At 62.6% G+C, this 22,940-nt stretch carries 21 protein-coding genes; 15 read left to right on the forward strand and 6 right to left on the reverse strand.

Annotated features, from left to right (window positions below; genetic code table 11):
• Window positions 1-135 precede the first annotated feature (135 nt).
• Genes ACEN8I_RS13470 through ACEN8I_RS13485 form a run of 4 tightly spaced genes read left to right on the forward strand, consistent with a single transcriptional unit; the run spans window position 136 to window position 4,212 of the window.
• The gene (locus ACEN8I_RS13470; protein WP_413328983.1) at window positions 136-1,002 is read left to right on the forward strand and encodes a decaprenyl-phosphate phosphoribosyltransferase; all 867 of its coding nucleotides are present in this window, start codon (window positions 136-138) and stop codon (window positions 1,000-1,002) included.
• Complete coding sequence (locus tag ACEN8I_RS13475) at window positions 999-1,952, forward strand: lysylphosphatidylglycerol synthase transmembrane domain-containing protein (RefSeq protein WP_413328984.1); 954 nt, start codon at window positions 999-1,001, stop codon at window positions 1,950-1,952. The genes ACEN8I_RS13470 and ACEN8I_RS13475 overlap by 4 nt, the downstream gene beginning before the upstream one ends.
• A 59-nt stretch (window positions 1,953-2,011) precedes the next feature.
• Window positions 2,012-3,568: an ArnT family glycosyltransferase gene (locus tag ACEN8I_RS13480; protein ID WP_413328985.1), complete on the forward strand. Its 1,557-nt coding sequence runs from the start codon at window positions 2,012-2,014 to the stop codon at window positions 3,566-3,568.
• Window positions 3,556-4,212: an HAD-IB family hydrolase gene (locus ACEN8I_RS13485; protein WP_413328986.1), complete on the forward strand. Its 657-nt coding sequence runs from the start codon at window positions 3,556-3,558 to the stop codon at window positions 4,210-4,212. Before ACEN8I_RS13480 ends, ACEN8I_RS13485 begins: the two co-directional genes overlap by 13 nt.
• 621 nt (window positions 4,213-4,833) lie before the next feature.
• On the opposite strand, the gene ACEN8I_RS13490 is transcribed toward ACEN8I_RS13485, so the two are convergent.
• The 4 genes from ACEN8I_RS13490 to ACEN8I_RS13505 all read right to left on the reverse strand — a co-directional run bounded on the left by ACEN8I_RS13490 (window position 4,834) and on the right by ACEN8I_RS13505 (window position 8,318).
• Entirely contained in the window at window positions 4,834-5,607 is a 774-nt protein-coding gene (locus ACEN8I_RS13490) for a hypothetical protein (protein ID WP_413328987.1), read from the reverse strand.
• Between the two features lie 58 nt (window positions 5,608-5,665).
• Window positions 5,666-6,325 (reverse strand): TetR/AcrR family transcriptional regulator, encoded by a 660-nt coding sequence (locus ACEN8I_RS13495; RefSeq protein WP_007873932.1) that lies wholly within the window; start codon window positions 6,323-6,325, stop codon window positions 5,666-5,668.
• Window positions 6,326-6,428: 103 nt separating this feature from the next.
• The gene (locus tag ACEN8I_RS13500) at window positions 6,429-7,712 is read right to left on the reverse strand and encodes a patatin-like phospholipase family protein (RefSeq protein ID WP_413328988.1); all 1,284 of its coding nucleotides are present in this window, start codon (window positions 7,710-7,712) and stop codon (window positions 6,429-6,431) included.
• A 108-nt stretch (window positions 7,713-7,820) separates the two neighbouring features.
• Window positions 7,821-8,318 (reverse strand): phasin family protein, encoded by a 498-nt coding sequence (locus ACEN8I_RS13505; protein WP_413328989.1) that lies wholly within the window; start codon window positions 8,316-8,318, stop codon window positions 7,821-7,823.
• Window positions 8,319-8,532: 214 nt separating this feature from the next.
• Here ACEN8I_RS13505 and ACEN8I_RS13510 point away from each other — a divergent pair, with 214 nt between their 5' ends.
• The 5 genes from ACEN8I_RS13510 to rfbC all read left to right on the forward strand — a co-directional run bounded on the left by ACEN8I_RS13510 (window position 8,533) and on the right by rfbC (window position 14,017).
• Window positions 8,533-10,518: an SDR family oxidoreductase gene (locus tag ACEN8I_RS13510; RefSeq protein ID WP_413328990.1), complete on the forward strand. Its 1,986-nt coding sequence runs from the start codon at window positions 8,533-8,535 to the stop codon at window positions 10,516-10,518.
• Window positions 10,519-10,604: 86 nt separating this feature from the next.
• Window positions 10,605-11,669, forward strand: coding sequence for a dTDP-glucose 4,6-dehydratase (gene rfbB, locus ACEN8I_RS13515; RefSeq protein ID WP_413328991.1), 1,065 nt, complete (start codon window positions 10,605-10,607; stop codon window positions 11,667-11,669).
• 8 nt (window positions 11,670-11,677) lie between these two features.
• Complete coding sequence (gene rfbD, locus ACEN8I_RS13520) at window positions 11,678-12,574, forward strand: dTDP-4-dehydrorhamnose reductase (RefSeq protein ID WP_413328992.1); 897 nt, start codon at window positions 11,678-11,680, stop codon at window positions 12,572-12,574.
• Between the two features lie 10 nt (window positions 12,575-12,584).
• Window positions 12,585-13,472, forward strand: coding sequence for a glucose-1-phosphate thymidylyltransferase RfbA (rfbA, locus tag ACEN8I_RS13525; protein ID WP_413328993.1), 888 nt, complete (start codon window positions 12,585-12,587; stop codon window positions 13,470-13,472).
• Entirely contained in the window at window positions 13,469-14,017 is a 549-nt protein-coding gene (gene rfbC / locus ACEN8I_RS13530) for a dTDP-4-dehydrorhamnose 3,5-epimerase (protein ID WP_413328994.1), read from the forward strand. Before rfbA ends, rfbC begins: the two co-directional genes overlap by 4 nt.
• A 15-nt stretch (window positions 14,018-14,032) precedes the next feature.
• On the opposite strand, the gene ACEN8I_RS13535 is transcribed toward rfbC, so the two are convergent.
• Both ACEN8I_RS13535 and ACEN8I_RS13540 read right to left on the reverse strand, forming a co-directional pair.
• On the reverse strand, window positions 14,033-15,985 hold the full coding sequence (locus tag ACEN8I_RS13535; RefSeq protein WP_413328996.1) for a polysaccharide biosynthesis protein: 1,953 nt from the start codon (window positions 15,983-15,985) through the stop codon (window positions 14,033-14,035).
• A 60-nt stretch (window positions 15,986-16,045) separates the two neighbouring features.
• On the reverse strand, window positions 16,046-16,606 hold the full coding sequence (locus ACEN8I_RS13540; protein ID WP_413329105.1) for a sugar transferase: 561 nt from the start codon (window positions 16,604-16,606) through the stop codon (window positions 16,046-16,048).
• A gap of 291 nt (window positions 16,607-16,897) precedes the next feature.
• Here ACEN8I_RS13540 and ACEN8I_RS13545 point away from each other — a divergent pair, with 291 nt between their 5' ends.
• The 6 genes from ACEN8I_RS13545 (at window position 16,898) to ACEN8I_RS13570 (ending at window position 22,934) form a co-directional block, all read left to right on the forward strand.
• Window positions 16,898-17,956: a Gfo/Idh/MocA family protein gene (locus ACEN8I_RS13545; protein WP_413328997.1), complete on the forward strand. Its 1,059-nt coding sequence runs from the start codon at window positions 16,898-16,900 to the stop codon at window positions 17,954-17,956.
• Window positions 17,957-17,967: 11 nt separating this feature from the next.
• Window positions 17,968-18,549 (forward strand): acyltransferase, encoded by a 582-nt coding sequence (locus tag ACEN8I_RS13550; RefSeq protein WP_413328998.1) that lies wholly within the window; start codon window positions 17,968-17,970, stop codon window positions 18,547-18,549.
• A complete protein-coding gene (locus tag ACEN8I_RS13555) occupies window positions 18,549-19,646 on the forward strand; it encodes a DegT/DnrJ/EryC1/StrS family aminotransferase (protein WP_413329106.1) in 1,098 nt (365 codons plus the stop codon). Before ACEN8I_RS13550 ends, ACEN8I_RS13555 begins: the two co-directional genes overlap by 1 nt.
• Before the next feature lie 96 nt (window positions 19,647-19,742).
• Window positions 19,743-20,744, forward strand: a complete 1,002-nt coding sequence (locus ACEN8I_RS13560) for an NAD-dependent epimerase/dehydratase family protein (RefSeq protein ID WP_413328999.1) — start codon at window positions 19,743-19,745, stop codon at window positions 20,742-20,744.
• Complete coding sequence (locus ACEN8I_RS13565; RefSeq protein WP_413329001.1) at window positions 20,744-21,913, forward strand: DegT/DnrJ/EryC1/StrS family aminotransferase; 1,170 nt, start codon at window positions 20,744-20,746, stop codon at window positions 21,911-21,913. Before ACEN8I_RS13560 ends, ACEN8I_RS13565 begins: the two co-directional genes overlap by 1 nt.
• On the forward strand, window positions 21,879-22,934 hold the full coding sequence (locus ACEN8I_RS13570; protein ID WP_413329003.1) for a class I SAM-dependent methyltransferase: 1,056 nt from the start codon (window positions 21,879-21,881) through the stop codon (window positions 22,932-22,934). Before ACEN8I_RS13565 ends, ACEN8I_RS13570 begins: the two co-directional genes overlap by 35 nt.
• Window positions 22,935-22,940: the final 6 nt, after the last annotated feature.

Here is a 22,940-nt window from a genome sequence, read left to right on the forward strand (position 1 = left end):
GGGGTGAGGGTGGGGGAGGGTGCAAGAGCCATGGCTCCATTTTGGCTGTATTCGGGAATCCCCGGATGCTGCCGGTCAGTTATGCTTCAAGTTCGTCGTTCCCGGGGGTGTCCCGGTGTGTTACCCCTCTTCCCGATGCCCTCTTCCTCTTCTTTCCCGCTGGCCCTGATCCGTCTCATGCGGCCGCACCAGTGGCTGAAAAACGTTTTTGTGTTCGCCGGCCTGGTGTTCAGCCAGAACTGGCAGGACATGGCGCTGGACTGGCGCGTTTTCCATGCCTTTGCCGCTTTTTGCTGCCTCTCCAGCATGGTCTACATCATCAACGACTGGCATGACCGCGCCAGCGACGCACTGCACCCCACCAAACGCCACCGGCCACTGGCCAGCGCCGCGGTGGCGGTGCCGGTGGCGCTGGTGCTGGCCGGCCTGCTGCTGGTGGCCGGCCTGCTGCTGGCGGCGGGCAACCGCACCTTGCTGGCTTTGCTGGCGGCCTATGTGCTGCTCAACCTGGCGTATTCGTGGCGGCTCAAGCAGGTGCCGGTGGTCGACGTCTCCATCATCGCCTCGGGTTTCATGCTGCGCCTCCTGGCCGGCACCGTGGCCGTCGGCATCCCGCCCTCGCGCTGGCTGCTGCTGACCGGCATTTTTGTGGCCCTGTTCCTCGGTTTTGCCAAGCGCAAGGCCGAAAGTTTCCATGAAGAGGCCAGCCAGCGCGCGGTGATGGCCCACTACCCCTCGGCCCTGCTGGACACCTTCATGGCCGTGACCATGACCGCCACGCTGACCACCTATAGCCTGTTTGCCACCAGCCCCGAGGCGCAGCTGCAGCACGGCGAGCGCCTGCTCTACACCGTGCCGGTGGTGATTTTCGGCATGCTGCGCTACACCTACCAGGTGCACCGCGGCCACGGCGAAGACGTGGCGCGCGACATGCTGCGCGACCCCTGGATACTGGGGGCCGGCGCGCTCTGGCTGGCCATTTTCCTGAGCCGCTGGCTGTGAAGCCCGCGCCCGCCTCATCCGCGCCGGTTGCGGCGGGCCTTCCCTTCAAGCGCCTGCTGCTGGTGCTGGGCGTGGTGGCCACGGCCTACGCGGCCGCGCTGCTAGTCTGGGGCGACAGCCCCAAAACCTCGCTGGCCCTGCTTTGGTCCTGGACGGGCGCGCAGGCCGCGGGGCTGTGCCTGCTCAACTACCTGCTGCGCGGCCTGCGCTGGCGGCTCTGGATGGCGCACTACGGGCGGCATTTCGGATGGGCGCAGGGGCTGCGCCTGTATCTGGCGGGCTATGCCTTCACCCCCACGCCCGGCAATGTCGGCGAGGCGGCGCGCGGCCTGATGCTGGCGCGCCAGCCCCTGGGCGCCGGGCAAAGCCTGGCCATCTTCGGCGCTGAGCGGCTGGCCGACCTGCTGTGCCTGCTGCTGCTGTGCCTGCCGGCCGCCGGCTGGGTGCTGCGGCATCCCGCAGTGCAGGCCGCATCCACGCTGCTGGGGGGCCTGCTGGTGGCGGCGGCGCTGCTGCTGCTGGCCGTACTGGGCCTGCTCTTCAAACACCGCGCCCGGCTGTTTGAGCGCCTGCCCTGGCTGCGGGAGGCCTGGCACTGCCTGGCGCTGCGTCCCTGGCTCTGGCTGGGGCTGACCCTGGCGGCCTGGGCGGCGCACGGTGTCGCGGTCTGGCTGGTCTGCCGCGGCATGGGTGTGGGGCTTGATGTGCTGACGGCCACGGGCTTTTATGCCGTCGCCATGGTGGCCGGTGCCCTGTCCGCGTTGCCCGCCGGCCTGGGCGGCACCGAGGCCGTGCTGACGGGCCTGCTGGTGGCGCATGGCGCGACGCCTGCGGCGGCGCTGGCCGTCACCGTGCTGGCGCGGCTGCTGACGCTGTGGCTGGCCGTGGCCCTAGGCGTGCTGGCCTTGCTTTATAGTGCGGCCATCCGCAAGGAAATCAGCTTTCGCTAGCCTCTCCAGCCTTGCCGCGGCCGCGTTGCCGCCGGCGCCGCTCTCCTTTTTGAGCCTTCATGTCCCAGAACCACGATTCCGCCGCCTCCGCCGCCTCTGCCGCATTTCCCGTCACGCTGAGCCGCTGGCTGCTCGCCGCCGGCCTGCTCTCGCTGCTGCTGCGCTTGTGGATTTCCGTGAGCTTCCCGGTCACCGGCGACGAGGCTTTTTTCTACTGGTGGGGTGTGTACCCCGACTGGGGCTATTCGGACCACCCGCCCATGGTGGGCTGGCTGATCGCGCTGATGCGCGCCACGCTGGGCGACAGCCTCTGGTCCATACGCCTGCCCATCGTGCTGCTGCCGCTGGCGCTGGGCGCGGCACTGTGGTGGGCGCTCAAAGGCGCGGACCGGGTGCGCGCCGCCTGGGCCGTGCTGTTTTTCTGGCTGGCGCCGCTGAACTGGCTCAACACCCTGATCACCACCGACACGCCGCTGATCTTCTGGTCGGTACTGTCGGTCGCCGCGCTGATGCGCGCCGAGCGCCGCGCCCTGATGGACCGCGCCGCCTGGGGTCTGTATGCGCTGTCCGGCGTTTTCCTGGGTTGCGCCTTTCTGTCCAAGTATTTCTCGGTGGTGCTGGGATTGAGCTATCTCGTCTACTTCGTGCTGTACCGCCGCGAGCGCCTCGCCGGTTTGGCCCTGCTGGTGCTGTGCGCCTTGCCCGGGCCGGCGATCAACATCGCCTACAACATGTCGCACGGCTGGTCCAACATCATGTTCAATGTGTACAACCGCAATGAAGATGCCAATTTTGAGTGGCGCAAGCCGCTGACCTATATCGGCATGATGGCCTACCTGGTCACGCCGGCCGCGCTGTGGATGGCGGTGCGCTACCGCCAGGTGCTACTGGCCGCGGCGCGCTCGCAGCGCCTGCTGGCCTGTCTGGTGGTGGTGCCGCTGCTGTTCTTTGCGCTGCTGTCGGCCAAGAAAATCATTGGCCTGCACTGGGTGCTGTCGTTTTACCCCTTTGGGTTTGCCTTTCTGGCCTTTGCGCTGCCGGCCGACAAGCTCAAGGCCTGCGCCAAAGGCCTGGCCGTGTTCGCCGGCCTGCATGTGCTGGTGGTGGCGGGGCTTTACATGACAACACTGGACACATGGCGCACGACAAAGCTTTACCCCCAGATCATCCGCAGCTACAAGACCGCCGAAATGCTCAAACAGGTCACGGCGCCCGGCGTGGTCCTCATGGGCGAGGCCTACACGCCGGCTTCGATCTTCGGTTTTGAACGCCGCCAGTACATGCCGGTCTTCGGCGTCGGCAAGTTCCATGCGCGCCAGGACGACATGCTGGTCGATTTTTCGCTTTACCAGGGCAAGACAATCCGCGTCATCCTCGCCGACAAGCCGCGCCTGGAGGAGTTTGAGCCTTATTTCGCCTCGGTGCGTGTGCTCAACTTCGAGCAAGACGGCGTGCCTTTTTACGCCCTTGAAGGCACGGGCTTTAACTACCAGGCGTATCGCGAAGGCGTGCTGGGCACGGTCTTCAAGCGCTACTTCAATATTCCCAAATGGCTGCCCATGACGGGCTGCCCTTTCTGCGAACGCTATTGCGGCCAGGTGCGATGCCCGAGCTAAGCGCCCAGGCCGGCCCGGTTGTCGCCGCCTTTGATTTCGACGGCACGCTGACCCGGCGCGACACCTTCACGGTCTTCCTGGCGCGCGGCCTGGGCTGGCCGCGCTTTGTTTGGGCCCTGCTGCGCTGCTCACCCTGGCTGGCCGGCTATGCGCTGCGCATCGTGCCCAACAACGTCGCCAAAGGCAAGCTGATGCAGGCCACGCTGACAGGCCGCAGCCTTGCCGAGATCGATGGCTGGACCGCGCAGTGGCTGGCAAAAGACTTCCCCGGCCAGTTGCGCGAGGATGCGATGGCACATCTGGCCCGGCACCGCGAGGCCGGCCACTGCTGCGTGATGGTGAGCGCCTCGCCCGACATCTACCTGAAGCAAGTAGCGCGGCAGCTGGGCTTTGACGCGCTGCTCTGCACCGAAATGGAAACGGCGGGCGAGGGTGAGGCCCGCCGCCTCACGGGGCGTATGCGGACGCCCAACTGCCATGGGGAGCAGAAGGTTGCCAGGCTCCGTGCCTGGGCGCTTGGGCGGTTTGGCGCCGCCGGGCTGGAGGGGGTGACTTTGTATGCCTATGGGGATACTTCCGGCGACAAGCCTATGCTTCGGTTGGCTCGGTATGCTTGGTACCGGGGGGAGCCTTGGACCGGGTGAGCGGTCCCGCGCAGGTTTGTGCTTTTTGCTGAGAGCTGCTGGCCGGGTCTCGCCCCGGCGGGCGAGGCACTTTTCTTTGCTTCGCCAAAGAAAAGTACCCAAAAGAAAGGCGACCCGCAGTCTGGGTCCCTGCGCTTCGCTACGGGCAACCTGCGGTGCTCGAGCCAAGCGGGGTCAAAAACAACTCGCTTCGCTCAAACAAGTTTTTGCCCTGATCCGCTTGTCTCTGCGCTCCTCGGCCCAGCCAGGACGGGGCAATCGGGAGCGGGGACAGGAGACAAATACCAAAGAACAAACCAAGACAAACAAGGACTCGCCTTGGCGAGTCCTTGTGGTTTTCGGCTGTTTGGTATTTCTGTCCCCACCCCTTGTGGATGCGCCGAGGAGCGCAGGGCCAGACTGATCAGGGATCGCGTTGTTTGAGCGAAGCGAGTTTAGCGAGACCCCGTCTGGACCGAGCACCGCAGGTTGCCCGCAGCGAAGCGGAGGGACGCAGCAACCAGGGGCGCCTTTCTTTTGCTTACTTTTCTTTGGCGAAGCAAAGAAAAGTGAGTTGCCGCCGGGCAACCCCGGCCAGCAAGCCTATGCAGAGGAAGCGGTCCAAGCCGGAGCAAGACCGGCTTAGTCTTCGAGCTCCGCCTTAGCCATCTCCACATCCAACCGTTCCGTCGCATCCAGCGGCTTGCTGGCCGCCGCCTGTTCATAAAGCCTGGTGGCTTCCTTCATCTTCTTGTCGCCTTCAAGCATGACCATGCCGTTGGCGTACTCGATCATGCCGATGGCCGAGCCGGGGTGCAGTTTCAGGGCGTCCTTGTAGAGCGACAGGCCCACGTCCTTCTTGGCGCCGTAGGTCATGCCGCCTATCAGCGAGCCGACCTTGTCGATGACCTCGGCGTGGAAGGCGGCCAGCGCGATGTGGGCGTCGGCATGTTTGGGCGAGAGCTTGATGGCCTGCTCCAGCGCGTTCTTCACCTTGGTGCCCAGGCCTTGCGCCAGGGCCTTGGCCACGCTGATGCCCTGGCTGTAGCGGCCCAGCGCATAAGCCTGCCAGTACCAGGCGTTGGCGTTTTTCGGGTCGTCCTTTTGCTGGGCCTCGGCGCGGGCGGCGACTTCCATGAAGAGATCCAGCTTGGCTTTTTCCTTGGTTTCCAGGTAGGTGGCATACATGCTGGCAGCCTTGTTGGCCACAGTGATGCCGTCGCCGCCGGCTTTCAGGCCGGCGTCAGACGCCTTCTGGAATTCACCGTTGTGGAACAGCACCCAGGCCTGCAGCACATCGGCGTCCTTGGGCAGGGGTTCGCAGTCGCCCAGGTGCAGGCGGGCCCAGCTCTTTTTCAGGCTGGCGGCATCGAATGCGTAGTCGCCGGCATGGGGAAAGGCAGTCCATTTGGCCATGTGTCTTGTCTCCTTGGTAAAAATTGTTGTGTTCTGGATGAGGGCGATTTGAGGGAACTCAAGCCGGGTTGCTATACGCGCCGACCAGGGCCTGCAGGTGCGCGCGCTGGCTTTGCTCGAGGTAGGGAATCAGCAAATTGAGCACGTGGTGCGCGCCGCGCAGCAGCGCGGCCTGGGCGTTGCCGGGCTCCAGCGCATTGCGCGGGTCGCGCACGTACTCGAAGCTGAGCCAGTAGGTGAGCACCACCACCATGCTGGTGGCCGTGGCCTCGACCTCGCGCGAATCGATGGTCATGGCGCCGGCGCGGCTCATGCCGTCGAGCAGGCCCTTGACGGCGCGTGTCTTGTTCTTGAGCACCCACTGAAAGTGGGTTTCCAGCCGGCGGTTCTTGCTGAGCAGGTCGTTGAGGTCGCGGTACAGGAAGCGGTACTGCCAGATCAGCTCGAACAGCGTGTGCATGAAGAACCAGGCGTCCTCCACGTCGCGCACGCCGTCGCTGGCGTTGAGCAGCTCGCTCAGGGATTTTTCGTAGCGGTCGAACAGCGAGTTGATGAGCTCGTCTTTGGCGGGGTAGTGGTAGTAGAGGTTGCCGGGGCTGATGTTGAGCTCGGCGGAGATCAGCGTGGTCGACACATTGGGCTCGCCAAAGCGGTTGAAGAGGTCCAGGGTGACCTCCAGGATCCGCTCTGCTGTACGGCGCGGCGCTTTTTTCGCCATAAGTTGTCTACCTCGTATTGTTCTTTAACTCTAACCCAGCGCCTGCCGGCGCGAAACTAGGGAAGTCCACAAAACCTTGGTCCGCTCATAGAGAACCTTTGGGTTACGTCGCCGGCGCCGTGCGGGAGGGCGATCGCAGCGCATGGCTTAAATCCTCCATCACCTCCTCCAGCGAGGCGATGGCACGGCCCACGCGGGTGGCGGCCGGCCTTGGGGCGACCAGGTGGCGCTTGGGGTCCTCCAGGATGTCCAGGTTCAGGCTCACGCCGTGCCGCCCAAGCTTGGCCGACAGCGTGGTCTTGCGCGAGCGCAGCATCTGCCGGGTCTTCTGGTAGGCGTGCTCGGCCAGTTCGCGGCGCTGCCGGTAGCTGAAGGTATTGGCCAGGAACATCTCGGCATCGCGGTGGTCGGGCTCCAGCAGCACGATGTCCGTGTCGGGGTAAGCGTGCTCGTAGTGCTTCATGCCCAGCTCCAGCCGCGAATGGATCATGGAACGGAAAGTTTGGCTCATGACCGCGGGCAGGCCGCCGCTGACGATGCGCGGGATGGCCTGTTTTTCGGGCGGCAGGCCGCGGCGCATGACGCGCTGGTCCATGGCCAGCCGGGGGGCGCGCGTGGAGTTGAAGGGCACCAGCGGGTTCAGGCAGAACATCAGGTCCACGCCCTCGTCCATGGCCACGCCGGCGTGCATGGTCTTCTTGAGGGCGCCGTCCACGTAGTAGTGGTTGTCGATCTCCACCGGCGGGAACAGGCCGGGCAGGGCCGAACTGGCCTGCACAGCCCTGGAAATCGGCACGTGGTCCCAGCCGGGGCGGCCAAAGGGTGCGGCATCGCCGCTGTCCAGATTGGTCGCCACCAGCGTCAGGCGGGTGCGGAGCTCGCGAAAGTCATTGGTGCGACCGGGCTTGGAAAACAGTTTTTCGAGCTGCGTGTCGACTTCGTCGTTGGCAAAAATGCCGGTGGGCAAGGCAGGCCCCAGCGCCTCCAGCGCATGGACAAAAGACTTGCGCCCGAAGGTGGCGCGCCATGCGGCTGACGCGGCCAGGCCGGGCAGCGTGATGCCGCGCCGCAGGAATTCGCCGTAGGCCGGCACCATCAGCCAGGCCGGGTCGAAGACCTCTGAGGCCTTGTCGTCGTTTTCGATGAAGGCCGCGCAGAGTTCGCGCGGCGTCATGCCGTTGGCCAGGCCCGCCGCGATAAAGCCACCGGCCGAGACGCCGACGTAGTGGTGCAGCTCGGTGAAGGAGATGCCCTGCAGGGATTCATCGAGAGCGCAGAGCGCGCCGATCTCGTAGATGGCTCCCAGGGGACCTCCACCGGCGAGGGCCAAGGCAATGCGTGGCTTATCGGATGAAGATTTGCTTCTTGAACGCTTGGCTGAAGTCATGAGAAGAAAGTGTAGACGGCGGCCCCAGGAATATTTGCTGCTTTGCAGCAAAGCGCGCAGGCGAAAAAAAAGGGACGGTGTGTCCCTTTTTGATGAAGCTCGCCGTGCTTATGCCGACTTGCGCGCGGCCGGGCGCTTGGCGGCCGGGGCTTTTTTCGCGGCAGGCTTTGCGGCGGTCTTGGCGGCAGGAGCCTTGCCGCTGAGTTTTTGCACATTGCGGTTGAGTTCGTCAATGCGCGCGATCAGTGCGTCCACATCCTTGGCCGAAGGCACGCCGAGCTTGTTCAGGGCCTTGGCGACGCGGTCTTCGAAAATGTTTTCCAGCTTGTCCCACTGGTGGCCGGCTTTGGATTGGATGTCGGTGGCCATGGTGGCCATCTTGTTGGTGGCTTCGGAGATCTTTTCTTCGGCGACGGCCTGGGTCTTGCGCTGGATGGACAGGCCTTCCTTGACCAGGGTCTCAAAGACCTTGCCGCCTTCTTCCTGCGCCTTGGAGAATGCGCCCAGGCCGGCTAGCCAGATTTGCTGTGCGGACTCTTTGACGGCGCCCGAAAGCTGGGGGCCGGATTTTTTGTCGGCGCTCATTTTTTGCAGTTTCTTGACCATGATGGACTCCAGACAGTGAGGGTTGTGGATTTGCGCGGACAGTATGCCGCATAGACTGGAAAATATAAGCCTTCCCCGCGGCGGTGTTTAGGTGCCCCGCTCTATGGAAAAGCAGGCTCCGCGCCGCTGAGCGCGGGTTTCTGCTGAATAGGGAGTCATGCGGTTTAAGCAAGAATCAGTTTTTTGATCGACAGTTCAGCGGAGAAAACACAACATGCATTATTTCGTCACGGGGGCCACAGGCTTCATCGGCAAACGCCTGGTCAAAAAACTTCTGGAACGAAAAGGCACGACCGTTCATTTCCTGATCCGCCAGGAAAGCGCCGGCAAGGTCGCGGCGCTGAGGGAGTACTGGGGCGTGAGCGCCGCGCGGGCTGTCGCCATCCACGGCGACCTGACGAGCAAGAAGCTGGGCGTCAGCAGCGAGGACATCAAAAAGCTCAAGGGCCAGGTCGGGCATTTTTACCACCTGGCCGCCGTCTATGACCTGGGCGCCGACGAGCAAAGCCAGATCGCCGTCAACATCGAAGGCACGCGCAGCGCGGTGGAGTTCGCCAAGGCCATAGACGCCGGTCATTTCCACCATGTGAGCTCCATCGCAGCAGCCGGCCTCTATGAAGGCGTGTTCCGCGAGGACATGTTCGAGGAGGCCGAGAACTACGACCATCCCTACTTCATGACCAAGCATGAGAGCGAAAAAATCGTGCGCAAGGAATGCAAAGTGCCCTGGACGGTGTTTCGCCCCGCCATGGTGGTCGGCGACAGCACCACCGGCGAGATGGACAAGATCGACGGCCCTTACTACTTCTTCAAGCTGATCCAGCGCATGCGCCAGCTGCTGCCGCCCTGGATGCCGGCCGTGGGGCTGGAAGGCGGGCGCATCAACATCGTGCCTGTCGATTTTGTCGTCGACGCGCTGGACCACATCAGCCACAAGACCGGCATCGCCAAGAAGTGCTTCCACCTGGTGGACCCGGTGGGCTACCGCGTCGGCGACGTGCTGGACATCTTCAGCCGCGCGGCCCATGCGCCCAAGATGAACCTGTTCATCAACGCCGCCCTGCTGGGTTTCATCCCGCGCGGCGTCAAGAAGAGCCTGATGGCGCTGGCGCCGGTGCGGCGCGTGCGCAACGCGGTCATGGCCGACCTGGGACTGCCCGAGGACATGCTGACTTTCGTCAACTACCCGACGCGCTTTGACTGCCGCGAAACCATGGCCGCGCTCAAGGGCGCCGGCATTGAATGCCCCAACCTCAAGGACTACGCCTGGCGCCTGTGGGACTACTGGGAGCGCCACCTGGACCCCGACCTGCACATAGACCGCTCGTTGCGCGGCACGGTGGGTGGCAAGGTGGTGTTGGTCACCGGCGGCTCCTCCGGCATAGGCCTGGCTGCGGCGCACAAGTTCGCCGAAGCCGGCGCGACCACCATCATCTGTGGGCGCGACCAGGACAAGCTCGACGAGGCCTGCAAGGAAGCAAAGGCCAAGGGCTATCAGTTCGTGGCCTACCCGGCCGACATCGCCGACATGGCCGACTGCGACCGTTTCCTCAAGCTGCTGGTCGCCGACCATGGCGGCGTTGATTTCCTGATCAACAACGCCGGCCGCTCCATACGCCGCGCGATCGAAGCCAGCTACGACCGCTTCCACGACTTCGAGCGCACCATGCAGCTCAATTACTTCGGTTGCCTGCGCGTGACCATGGGGTTGCTGCCCGGCATGGCGGCCAAACGCAAGGGCCATGTGGTCAACATCAGTTCCATCGGCGTGCTGACCAACGCGCCGCGCTTTTCGGCCTATGTGGCCTCGAAGGCCGCGCTGGATGCCTGGACGCGCTGCGCCTCCAGCGAATTCGCCGACGTCGGCATCAGCTTCACCACCATCAACATGCCGCTGGTGCGCACGCCCATGATCGCGCCGACCAACCTGTACAACAACGTGCCGACGCTGTCCCCCGAAGAAGCCGCCGACATGATTGCACAGGCCTGCATCTTCAAGCCGGTGCGCGTGGCCACGCGCCTGGGCATCACCGGCCAGCTGCTGCACGCGCTGGTGCCGCGCATCGCGCAGATCGCCATGAACACCAGCTTCCGCATGTTCCCCGACTCCTCGGCCGCCAAGGGCGAGAAGGGCGCCAAGCCGCAGTTGTCCGCCGAGGCCGTGGCCATGCAGCAGATGATGCGCGGCATCCATTTCTAGCCGGGGCCGCGGCGGCGGCGGCCCGCAGGGCAGGGGCATAATGTGTGCCGGTGCCGCACTGCAGCGGCGCATGGAAGGGCGAGTTCATGATTTTGGTTACAGGGGGAGCCGGGTTTATCGGCGCCAATTTTGTTCTTGACTGGCTGGCGGGCAGCGACGAGCCGGTCGTCAACCTGGACAAGCTCACCTACGCCGGCAATATGGAAACCCTGGCGTCCTTGAAGGGCGACCCGCGGCATATTTTTGTGCGAGGCGACATCGGCGACAGTGCCCTGGTCGCGGACCTGCTGGCCAGGCACAAGCCGCGCGCCGTCGTTCATTTCGCGGCCGAGTCGCACGTGGACCGGTCCATCTCGGACCCGGAAGCCTTCATACAGACCAACATCGTCGGCACTTTTCGCCTGCTGGAGGCCGCGCGCCGCTACTGGTCGGACCTGCCGGCCGGTGAGAAAGCCGCCTTTCGCTTTCTGCAGGTGTCCACGGACGAGGTGTACGGGTCGCTGCAGCCGGCGGACCCCGCCTTCAGCGAGACCAACCGCTATGAGCCGAACAGCCCCTATTCGGCCAGCAAGGCGGCGAGCGACCACCTGACCCGGGCCTACCACCACACCTACGGCTTGCCGGTGCTCACCACCAACTGCTCCAACAATTACGGCCCCTACCATTTCCCCGAAAAACTGATCCCGCTCATGATCGTCAACGCCCTGGCCGGCAAGCCCCTGCCGGTTTACGGCGACGGCCAGCAGGTGCGTGACTGGCTGTACGTCAAGGACCACTGCAGCGGCATACGCCGTGTGCTCGAAGCCGGCAAACCCGGCGAGACCTACAACATAGGCGGCAACAACGAGAAGCCGAATATCGACATCGTCCACGCGGTGTGCGCCCTGCTTGACGAGTTGCGCCCGCGCGCCGGCGGCAGCTACCGCGAACAGGTGGCCTTCATCAAGGACAGGCCCGGCCATGACCGCCGCTACGCGATCGATGCGAGCAAGATGATGCGGGAGCTGGGCTGGAAGCCCGCCGACACGTTTGAAACCGGCATTCGCAAGACCGTGCAGTGGTACCTGGACAACCCCGAGTGGGTCACGCATGTGCAAAGCGGCGCCTACCGCGACTGGGTTGAGGCCCAGTACGCGATGGCCGCGGCCTGAGCGTGCGCATGAAGGTACTGCTCTTCGGCAAGAACGGCCAGGTCGGCTGGGAATTACAGCGCAGCCTGGCGCCGCTCGGTGAACTGGTTGCGCTGGACCGCCACAGCACGGATTTCTGCGGCGACCTCGCCAATCTGGACGGCATTCGCGAGACGGTGCAAAAAGTCCGGCCCCAGGTCATCGTCAATGCCGCCGCCTACACTGCGGTCGACAAGGCTGAAAGCGATACCGCCACAGCGCATGCGGTCAATGCCGAAGCCCCGGGCGTGCTGGCCGAGGCCGCCAGCGCTGCCGGTGCATGGCTGCTGCACTACTCGACCGACTATGTGTTTGACGGCAGCGGCGATAAGCCCTGGGAGGAGACCGACCCGACCGGCCCGCTCAGCGTGTACGGCCGCACCAAGCTCGAAGGCGAGCAGCGCATCGCGGCCCGGTGTGCCCAACACATGATTCTGCGCACCAGCTGGGTCTATGCGGCGCGGGGCGGCAATTTCGCCAAAACCATGCTGCGCCTGGCCGCCGAGCGTGATCGCCTGACGGTCGTGAGCGACCAGTTCGGCGCGCCTACGGGGGCCGACCTGCTGGCCGACGTCACGGCCCACATGCTGCGCAGTGCGCTGGCGGGGTCCGCGGCAGGGTTTGCGGGCACCTACCACGTGGCGGCCGCGGGCGAAACTTCATGGCATGGTTATGCGCGCTTTGTCCTCGAATGCGCCGCGAAGGGCGGCAAGGCGCTCAGGGCGTCGCCGGACGCCGTGGACCCCGTCGCCACATCGGCTTTCCCGACGCCGGCCGTACGCCCGCATAATTCGCGTTTGAACACCAGCAAACTCCGCGGTGCCTTTGGCCTGCGGCTACCGGCATGGCAGCAGGGCGTGGCCCGCATGCTGGCGGAAATTACCTGATTACACCCACATGACTCAACGCAAAGGCATCATCCTGGCCGGCGGCTCCGGCACCCGCCTGCATCCGGCCACACTGGCCATCAGCAAGCAATTGCTGCCGGTATATGACAAGCCCATGGTGTATTACCCGCTCAGCACGCTCATGATCGCCGGCATCCGCGAGGTGCTGATCATCAGCACGCCACAGGACACGCCGCGCTTCGAGCAGCTTCTGGGGGATGGGTCGCAGTGGGGCATGAATCTTCAGTATGCCGTGCAGCCCAGTCCCGACGGGCTGGCCCAAGCCTTCATCATCGGCGAAAAATTCCTGAATGGCGCACCCAGTGCCCTGGTGCTGGGGGACAACATTTTTTACGGCCATGACCTGCACAAGCTGCTCAGTGAGGCGGATGCCGAGGCGTCAGGGGCGACGGTGTTCGCTTATCACGTGAAGGATCCCGAGCGCTACGGCGTGGTGGCGTTTGACGCCACCGGACGGGCCCGCAGCATTGAGGAAAAACCGACCGCGCCAAAAAGCAATTACGCCGTCACGGGCCTGTATTTTTATGATACCCAGGTCGTCGACATCGCCAAGACTATCAAGCCCAGTGCCCGCGGTGAGCTTGAAATCACAACGGTCAACCAGCGCTACCTGGAACAGGGCCAGCTGAAGGTGCAAATCATGCAGCGCGGCTATGCCTGGCTTGACACCGGCACCCACGACAGCCTGTTGGACGCCAGCCAGTTCATCGCGACCCTGGAGCATCGCCAGGGGCTCAAGATCGCCTGTCCCGAGGAAATTTCCTGGCGCAACGGTTTTATTGATGACGCCCAGCTGCAGAAACTCGCGGAGCCGCTCGCAAAAAGCGGCTACGGCCAGTACCTGCAGCATCTCCTGAAAGAGAACGGTCGTTCATGAAAGTCATACCCACGCCCATCGCCGATGTGCTGATCATCGAACCCAAGGTTTTCGGTGACCAGCGAGGTTTCTTCCTGGAAAGTTTTAATCAGCGTGCGTTCAATGCCGCGACCGGGACCGATTTCAAATTTGTCCAGGACAACCACAGCCGGTCGGCCAAAAACGTGTTGCGCGGCCTGCACTACCAGCTGGGGCAGCCGCAAGGCAAGCTGGTTCGTGTGGTGCGGGGTGCTGTTTTTGATGTGGCTGTCGATATACGCACGGCATCGCCGACTTTTGGCGAGTGGTTCGGCCTGGAGCTCAGCGAGGCGAATCACCGGCAACTCTGGGTGCCGCCCGGCCTTGCGCACGGCTTCCTGGTGTTGAGCGACAGCGCGGAATTCCTGTACAAAACGACCGACTACTATGCGCCGGAACAGGAGCGCTGCATCGTCTGGAATGACCCCACCCTGGGGATCACCTGGCCGCTGGAAGGGGGCGTACCTCTGCTCTCGGCTAAGGACGCCGCCGGCCTGGGCTTTAAAGCGGCGGTGTCCGCTGCCTAGAACGCAAACAGCCTCCTAGAGGCTGGCCAAGCCGACGAGGTCGCTGTCCTGTGCGTCGGGCGTGAACCCGCTGACGTGCTTGAGCAGCAATATCCGCAAGGCAGCGGTGTCGTTGGCTTTCACGGCTTGCTTGAGCAGCTCCAGGTCTCCCCGGAAATCCGCCCAGGGCACAAATTCTTCGTGCGCCTTCAGGATGCGTGGGTGAACTGTTGCGACGGGGTTGTCGCCGATCAGCAGTTCTTCATACAATTTTTCACCGGGACGCAAGCCGGTGACTTCGATGGCGATGTCGCCGTCGGGATGGTCTTCGTCGCGCACCGTGAAGCCAGAGAGCTTCACCATGCGGCGGGCCAGGTCGATGATGCGTACCGGCTCGCCCATGTCCAGCACATAGACCTCGCCGCCTTCGGCCATGGCGCCTGCCTGCAGCACGAGCTGGGCGGCCTCGGGAATGGTCATGAAATAGCGTGTCACCTCGGCGTGTGTCAGCGTGATCGGGCCGCCGGCCTCAATCTGACGCCGAAATAGCGGCACCACGCTGCCGCTGCTGCCCAGCACGTTGCCGAAGCGGACCATGGCGAAGCGTGTGAGGTTACTGACGGCGGGAGCTCCGGGGCCGAAACTCGGGGCCGGCGTCGCCGAGAGCGCTTGCAACACCATTTCGGCGAGGCGTTTGCTGGCGCCCATGACGTTGGTGGGCCGCACGGCTTTGTCGGTTGATACGAGGACGAAGTGGCCGACGCCGGTCTCCAATGCGGCGCGCGCCGTATTGAGCGTGCCGAGCACGTTGTTGGCAACCCCTTCGGCGGGATTGTGCTCGACAAGCGGCACATGCTTGTAGGCGGCCGCGTGGTAGACCGTATGCGGTTGATACGCCCGGAAGATTTCCAGCATGCGGCCGTAGTCGCGGACATTGGCCAGCAAAGGCGCCAGCTCCACGGCGACCCCCTCGCGGTCCGCAATGCGCAGGCACAGGTGCTGAAGCTCCTGGTGGATGCTGTAGAGCCCGAACTCGCTGTGCTCCACCAGAATCAGCCGCGCGGGCTTTTCCTGCAGGATCTGACGGCACAACTCGCTGCCGATGCTGCCCGCGGCGCCAGTGACAAGTACGACTTTCCCGAAAAGATTGCGAGCCAGCAAGGCGCGATCAGGCGGCACCGCATCCCGTCCCAACAAGTCTTCGACGTCAAGCTCCTTGATGTCTGCCAGTGCCACTCGGCCGTGAGCGAGGTCGCTCAGGCCTGGCATGGATCGAACATGGACCGGCAGGGGCTGCAGTTCATTGAGGATTTCATTGCGCCGGCTGCGGCTGATGGAGGGCAGCGCCAGAAGAACGTCCGTAACCGCGTATTTTTCCAGGAGGTCTGGAAGTTCCGAGGTGGCGTGAACATTCACGCCATTGATGGTCAGGCCCCGTAGCGCGGGGTTGTCGTCCACAAAACCAATCAACGAAAACTCGTGTGAACTCGCGATGGCGCTGGCCATCTGCACACCGGCCGCGCCCGCGCCGTAGATGATCAACCGGCTCACCGACAGCCCACGGCGCTGACTGTGAGAGAGGCTGCTTAGCCAGAGGCGCGCGGCAACACGGCTGCTGCCGACAAGCAGCAGCAGCAGGATCGGTTGCAGCAAGCCAATGGAGCGCGGCACTACGGGCCAGGTCATGACGACCAGCACGCCGAAGAAAAGCGCGGTATACACCAGCACCGCAACCCCCAGCGCACGCATGGCCGCCATGCCGCTGTATCTGAACACGGCGCGATACAGTCCGTTGCGCACAAAAATCGGTGCTGCCAGCGCTGGAGCGACCAGGTACGGCCACCACTGGGCGCCCTGCGGCCAATGCAGCGTGTCGAGCCGCAGCGAAAATGCGGCCCAGACAGCCGCCACGCCCATGAGGGCGTCTGCTATGAGTACAACGGCCTGTTTGACTCGTCGCGGCTGATTAATAAGTCTGGTTTTCAGCATGAAATCCACCACAACGGGCAGGAGAGTTTCGCGGCAATATGGACGGATCCGGAAAACGCATCAGTGCGCTACGCCGTCACGTCGCATGACCTTGAGGGCCGTGAGCCAGAGGATGCGGATGTCGAACCAGAGCGACTGTTTTTGCAGATACTCCGCGTCGAAGGCGACTTTGTCAGGAATTGGCAACTCATCGCGACCGTTGACCTGCGCCCATCCGGTGAGACCTGGCACGAGTTTATCGACGCCCAGCTTCGTGCGGAGTTCGATGAGATCATCCTGGTTGAACAGTGCCGGGCGAGGTCCCACAAAGCTCATGTCACCTGTGAGGATGCTCCATAGCTGGGGAAGCTCGTCAAGGCTGCTTTTGCGCAGAAACGGGCCTATGGGCGTCAAATGAGCGGAGGGATTCGCAAGCAGATGCGTGGCGACCGCGGGCGTTCCCACCCGCATGCTGCGGAACTTTGGCATACGGAAGATACGATTGTGGCGGCCCACCCGGTCGGACCAATACAGCGCTGGCCCGGGGGAGGTTGTCAGCACGAGCAGGGCAACTATGGCCAGAGGGACGGCAAGCACGAGCGTGCACGCAATGGCCAACACCAAGTCGAACAGGCGCTTCAAAACCTCAACCTCATATTTTGTCCCGGTATTTTGATTACGAAAATTCATTGTCGAGCGCATGCCGCGATGGTTTTATCGCATCAATTGGCAGGCGGGACAAAAGCACCGGGGTGAGCAGTTTCTCATCCCCCATTCCGGCTGGCGCTGATTTTAGCGCTTGCGCGCATCGCGGAAATGAGCCCCGTTACCGGGTTGACCGGATTTGCGCCGGTGGCGGCACCACTCGTGGTTCCGGGCGGATAGGGGCATTTCTGAACTATTATTCATCTTTAAGCTGTGTCCCACGCCCCCATGCATCACTATCCTGTAATTGCTGACCGGAAGATCCGGCTCGCCGTCGTTGGTTGCGGCCGAATCTCCAGCAACCATTTCGACGCTATCAAGATACATTCCGAGCGCGTCGAACTCGTGGATATTTGCGATACCAACCCCGAAGCCCTCGATAGGGCGGTGGCACGAACGGGAGCCAGAGGCCACCGAAGCCTGACCGCCCTTCTGGAGCAAACCACGGCGGACATGGTGGTTCTTGCGACTCCCAGCGGACTCCACCCCGAGCAGACCATCCAGGTCGCCCGGTCCGGCCGCCATGTGATGACCGAAAAGCCCATGGCAACGCGCTGGCACGACGGCCTGCACATGGTCAAGGCCTGCGACGAGGCCAATGTACGGCTTTTTGTGGTCAAGCAGAACCGGCTCAATGCCACGCTGCAACTGCTCAAGCGCGCCGTCGAGCAAAAGCGCTTCGGCCGTATTTACATGGTGAATATCAACGTATTCTGGACGCGTCCCCAGGAGTATTACGACAGCGCGGCATGGCGCGGTACCTGGGAGTATGACGGCGGTGCATTCATGAACCAGGCCAGCCACTATGTTGACCTGCTGGACTGGCTGATCGGCCCTATCGAGAGCGTCCAGGCCTATACCGCGACCCTGGAGCGCAATATCCAGGTGGAAGACTCGGGGGTGCTCAATGTGCGCTGGCGTTCGGGCGCCCTGGGTTCGATGAACGTCACCATGCTGACCTACCCGAAGAATCTGGAGGGCAGCATCACCATACTCGGCGAAAAGGGCACTGTCCGCGTGGGAGGGGTCGCGGTCAACGAAATCCAGCAGTGGCAGTTTGCCGAACCCCACGAGGACGACGAAAAAGTCAAGGCCGCAAGCTATGAGACGACCTCGGTTTACGGTTTCGGCCATCCCCTTTATTACAACAACGTCATCAATACGCTCCGCGGCGAGGCCGAGCCCCAAACCGACGGGCGCGAGGGCCTGAAAGCGCTCGAAGTCCTGATCGCCGTCTACCTGTCGGCCCGCGACGGCAAGCGCGTGCCGCTGCCGCTGGACTATTGACCGCCGCTGACATGGCCGCAACCGTTCATCCCAGCGCAATTGTCGACGCGGGCGCGCGGATAGGCGAGGGCAGCCGGGTCTGGCATTGGGTTCATATTTGCGGCGGTGCCCGGATTGGTACCGGCTGCTCGCTAGGCCAGAACGTATTTGTCGGCGACCGTGTACGGATTGGCAACAACGTCAAGATCCAGAATAACGTGTCGGTCTACGACGGCGTTGAGATCGAAGACGATGTGTTTTGCGGTCCGAGCATGGTTTTCACCAACGTCTACAACCCGAGATCGGCTGTCAGTCGCAAAGATCAATACCGCAATACGCTGGTGCGACGTGGGGCCACGCTTGGGGCAAATTGCACCATTGTTTGCGGCACGGTCGTGGGCGAGTACGCATTTGTCGCGGCGGGCGCGGTCGTTAACCGCGATGTGAAAGCCTTTGCGCTGATGGCCGGCGTGCCGGCGCGCCAGATCGGCTGGATGAGCCGTTTTGGCGAACGCCTTGATCTGCCGCTCGCCGGCAACGCCACTGCAACCTGCCCGCACACGGGCGACCTTTACCGACTTACCGATGGCCAATGCACATGTCTGACCCCATGATCCCCTTTGTCGATCTAAAAACCCAATACCAGGCACTCAAGCCGCAAATCCTCAAGCGCATCGACGACGTGCTGGAGCACGGGCAATACATCATGGGGCCCGAGGTTCGCCAGCTGGAAGAGCGCCTTGAAGCCTACTCCGGCGCCCGGCACTGCATCAGTTGCGCCAGTGGCACCGAAGCCTTGCTGATGAGCCTGATGGCTCTGGGTGTGGGCCCGGGGGATGAAGTGATCACGACCCCGTTCACGTTTGCGGCGACCGCCGAAATGATCGTCCTGATTGGCGCCAAGCCGGTTTTTGTCGATATTGAGCCCGACACCTGCAATATTGATGTCGCCCAGATCGAGGCCAAAATCACGTCCCGCACGCGTGCGATCATGCCGGTCAGCCTCTATGGCCAGGTGGCCGATATGGACGAAATCAATGCGATCGCAGCCCGTTATGGGAATATTCCCGTGATCGAGGATGCCGCCCAGAGTTTTGGGGCCGACTACAAGGGGCGAAAGAGCTGCAATCTGAGTACCTTCGGGTGCACCAGTTTTTTCCCCAGCAAGCCGCTTGGCTGCTATGGCGATGGAGGGGCGATTTTCACCAATGACGACGCCTTGGCGCAGGTGTGCCGCGAAATCCGGGTTCACGGGCAAAGCCGCCGCTATGTTCACACCCGGGTTGGCCTTGGCGGCCGGATGGACACCCTGCAATGCGCGATAGTGCTCGCCAAACTGGAACGTTTTGAGTGGGAAATCGGCCGGCGCCTTGAGATTGGGGCGCTTTACAACGCTACACTTGAAAGCTTTGGCATACCTTTCGTCCGCCAGCGGCTGGATCGAAACAGCGTGTTCGCCCAATACACCGTATTCGTCGACGACCGGGAGGCGGTGCAGGGGAGGCTGAAGTCCGAGGGGATTCCCTCGGCTGTGCACTACCCGATACCGCTCAACTTGCAGCCGGCCTATGCGCATCTGTGTCGTCCGGACGGCATGCCCAACGCGACTGAAGCCGCCAAGCGAGTGATGAGTCTGCCCATGCACGCGGATCTGCCGGCTGAGGAAGTCGGGCGCATTGCTTCCGCACTGAGCCGGGCAATCGCCGGCTGAAAGCGGGGCGGCGCGGGCGGTCTCCGCCGATCTGCAGGTACCGATGGGCTGTGACGGTGTAATTCTGTGGCAATGATTTTGAAGTGAGGTAACTGGATGGAGCTCAAAGGGAAAAAACTGGTTCTTGTGGGTGGCGCTGGCCTGATCGGCTCGCACACCGTGGACCACTTGATCAAGGAAGACGTCAGGGAAATTGTCATTTATGACAACTTCGTGCGAGGCCGGGTAGAAAACCTCCACCAGGCGCTGAAAGACCCACGCGTCAGGATATTCGATGCCGGCGGCGACGTGCTCCAGACGGACATCCTGGAAGCCGCCCTTGAGGGGGCCGACGGTGTGTTCCATCTTGCCGCGCTGTGGCTCCTGCAATGCCATGAGTACCCCAGAAGCGCCTTTGACGTTAACGTGCGCGGCACCTTCAATGTGATGGAAGCCTGCGTCAAGAAGGGCGTCAAGCGGCTCGTTTACTCCTCTTCAGCTTCGGTTTACGGCGATGCCGTTGAAGAACCGATGACGGAAGACCATCCGTTCAACAACCAGAACTTTTACGGCGCCACGAAAATCTGCGGCGAGGCGATGCTCCGCTCGTTTCATCACCGCTACGGCCTGAACTATGTCGGGCTGCGTTACATGAATGTTTACGGTCCGCGCCAGGACTATCACGGCGCCTACATTGCGGTCATCATGAAAATGCTGGACGCCATTGACCGCGGCGAGAGTCCCACCATCATGGGCGACGGGTCTGAAGCTTTTGACTTTGTGGCGGTGGAGGACTGCGGCCTCGCCAATGTATGCGCCATGAAGGCCGACACCAAGGATCGCTTCTACAACGTCGGTACCGGCAAGCGTACGTCGCTCAAGCAATTGGCCGAGATGCTGCTGGTGTTGACCGATTGCAAGAAGCCGATCAACTACGCGCCGCGGAGCCAGGCTACGCTGGTCAGAAACCGCATTGGCTCCGCCAAGCGCGCGCGCGATGAAATCGGCTTCGCCGCCGATATCGACCTGATGGACGGCTTGAAGCGTCTGATTGAATGGCGTGCTGGCCACAAGGCTGAAGTTGAGGACCGCCGCCGGTCGGTCGGGTTGCCGGTCTGATGGACACGCTGATGGACACGCAAATGAAACGATCAATCCAGATTTCACTGCCCTCGACCGGCGAAGAAGAGTGGCAGGCTTGCCGCGAACCGCTGATGAGCGGCTGGTTGACGCAAGGCCCTAAGGTCGCGGCCTTTGAAAAGGCTTTTGCCGAGCACCATCGCGTGAAGCACGCGCTTGCGACGAGCAATTGCACGACCGGCTTGCACCTGATCCTGGCCGCCATGGGCATCGGCCCAGGCGACGAGGTCATCGTCCCCGCGTTCACCTGGGTTGCCACCGCCAATGTGGTGCTTTACTGCGGAGCAACACCGGTGTTCGCTGATGTGGATCGTGCGACCAACAACATCGATCCGGCAGATCTTGCACGCAGGGTCACGCCCAGAACGCGAGCTGTAATCGTGGTCCATTTGTTCGGCCTGTGTGCCGATATGGATGCGATTCGCGCCGTGCTTCCATCTCACGTCAAGATCGTCGAAGATGCGGCCTGTGCTGCAGGCGCCAGCTACAAAGGGGCATTGGCAGGCGGACTGGGGGATGCGGCCGCTTTTTCATTCCACCCGCGCAAGTCGATCACCACCGGTGAAGGCGGAATGGTCACGACCAACGATGATGAAATCGCCGAGACGGCCAACATGTTGCGCAACCATGGTGCATCTGTTTCCGAAGAACAGCGCCACAAAGGGCCGCGGCCCTATCTCCTGCCGGAATTCAACCTTCTTGGTTTCAATTACCGAATGACGGATTTGCAGGGCGCGGTTGGGCTTGTGCAGATGGGCAAGCTTGAAAAATTCATCGCGGAGCGCCAGCAATGGGCCGATTACTTCCGGCGTGAATTGGCCGGAATCGATTGGCTGCGGATGCCGTCACAACCGGTGGGTGGGCAGCATGCGTGGCAGGCTTTTGTGACGTATGTCGACCCGGCGAAGGCGCCCATGCCGCGCAACGACATCATGGAGCGTTTGCAGGCGTCAGGGATCGCCACCCGTCCGGGGACGCACGCCGTTCACATGCTGGGCTATTACAAGGAAAAGTTCGGATTGGCCGCGACCGACTACCCGGGCGCGCAAGATTGCGACACGCACACCATGGCCATCCCCTTACACAACCGCATGAATGAAGAAGATTACGCACATGTCGTCAATTGCCTCAAACAAATCGCCGGCTGATTTGCAAGCCATGCCGCACTGGATGCAGCAAGTGCTGGGAGTGGCATCCCTGGCGGAAGGGCAATCGTTTGATCTGGGCGGCCAGGCCTTCGTGGTGAAAGACGACATCCCGCGCAGCAAGAAGCTCGTTTCCCAAGCCCAGGCACAAACCAGCGACACCTTCGGTTTCAAGTGGAAGAAGGTTGATACCTTCGATTCCCCGGCTTCGCTGGCGCGCATGCGTGAATGGCTCATAGAGCGTTACGGCGATCTTTCGAAGGCTTCGTGGCTGGGCGAGCACGGTGAGTCGCCGCTTCTGATCGATGCCGGTTGCGGTGCCGGCATGTCCGGCCTTGAATTGCTGGGCCCATTGGTTCCGCGTCTGCGCTATCTGGGCGTTGACGTGTCCGAGGCCGTCGATGTTGCGCGGACCAGATTTCAGGAGCGCGGCTTGCAAGCCGGGTTTTTGCAGGCCGATATCAGCGAGCTGCCCTTGCCCAAGGAATCGGTGGACCTGATCTTTTCCGAAGGGGTCTTGCACCACACCAACTCCACCGAAGGCGCCTTGAAGTCATTGGCGAGCCTTCTCAAGCCCGGCGGTCGATTTCTTTTCTACGTGTACAAGAAAAAGGGACCGTTGCGCGAATTCACCGATGACTATGTCCGCGACAAGCTTCAGCCGGTCTCTCCCGAGCAGGCCTGGAAGCTCATGGAGCCGTTGACGCAGCTCGGCATTTCGCTGGGAGAGCTCAATGCCGAAATCGACATTCCCCAGGCGATTGACCTGCTTGGCATCCCGGCCGGGCGTATCAACGTGCAGCGCCTGTTTTACTGGCATGTGGCGAAGACCTTTTACCGCCCGGATCTGACGTTTGACGAGATGAACCACATCAACTTCGACTGGTATGCGCCCGCAAATGCACAGCGACAGTCTATTGAGCAGGTGCGCGCCTGGTGCGCGGATGCCCAGCTGGAGATCGAGCGTGAAGTCATAGAGGATGCGGGAATAACCATCATCGCGCGTAAAGAAACTCGAGGTTGACAATTA

The organism is Polaromonas sp. CT11-55 (genome assembly GCF_047303325.1).
Lineage (GTDB): Bacteria > Pseudomonadota > Gammaproteobacteria > Burkholderiales > Burkholderiaceae_C > Polaromonas.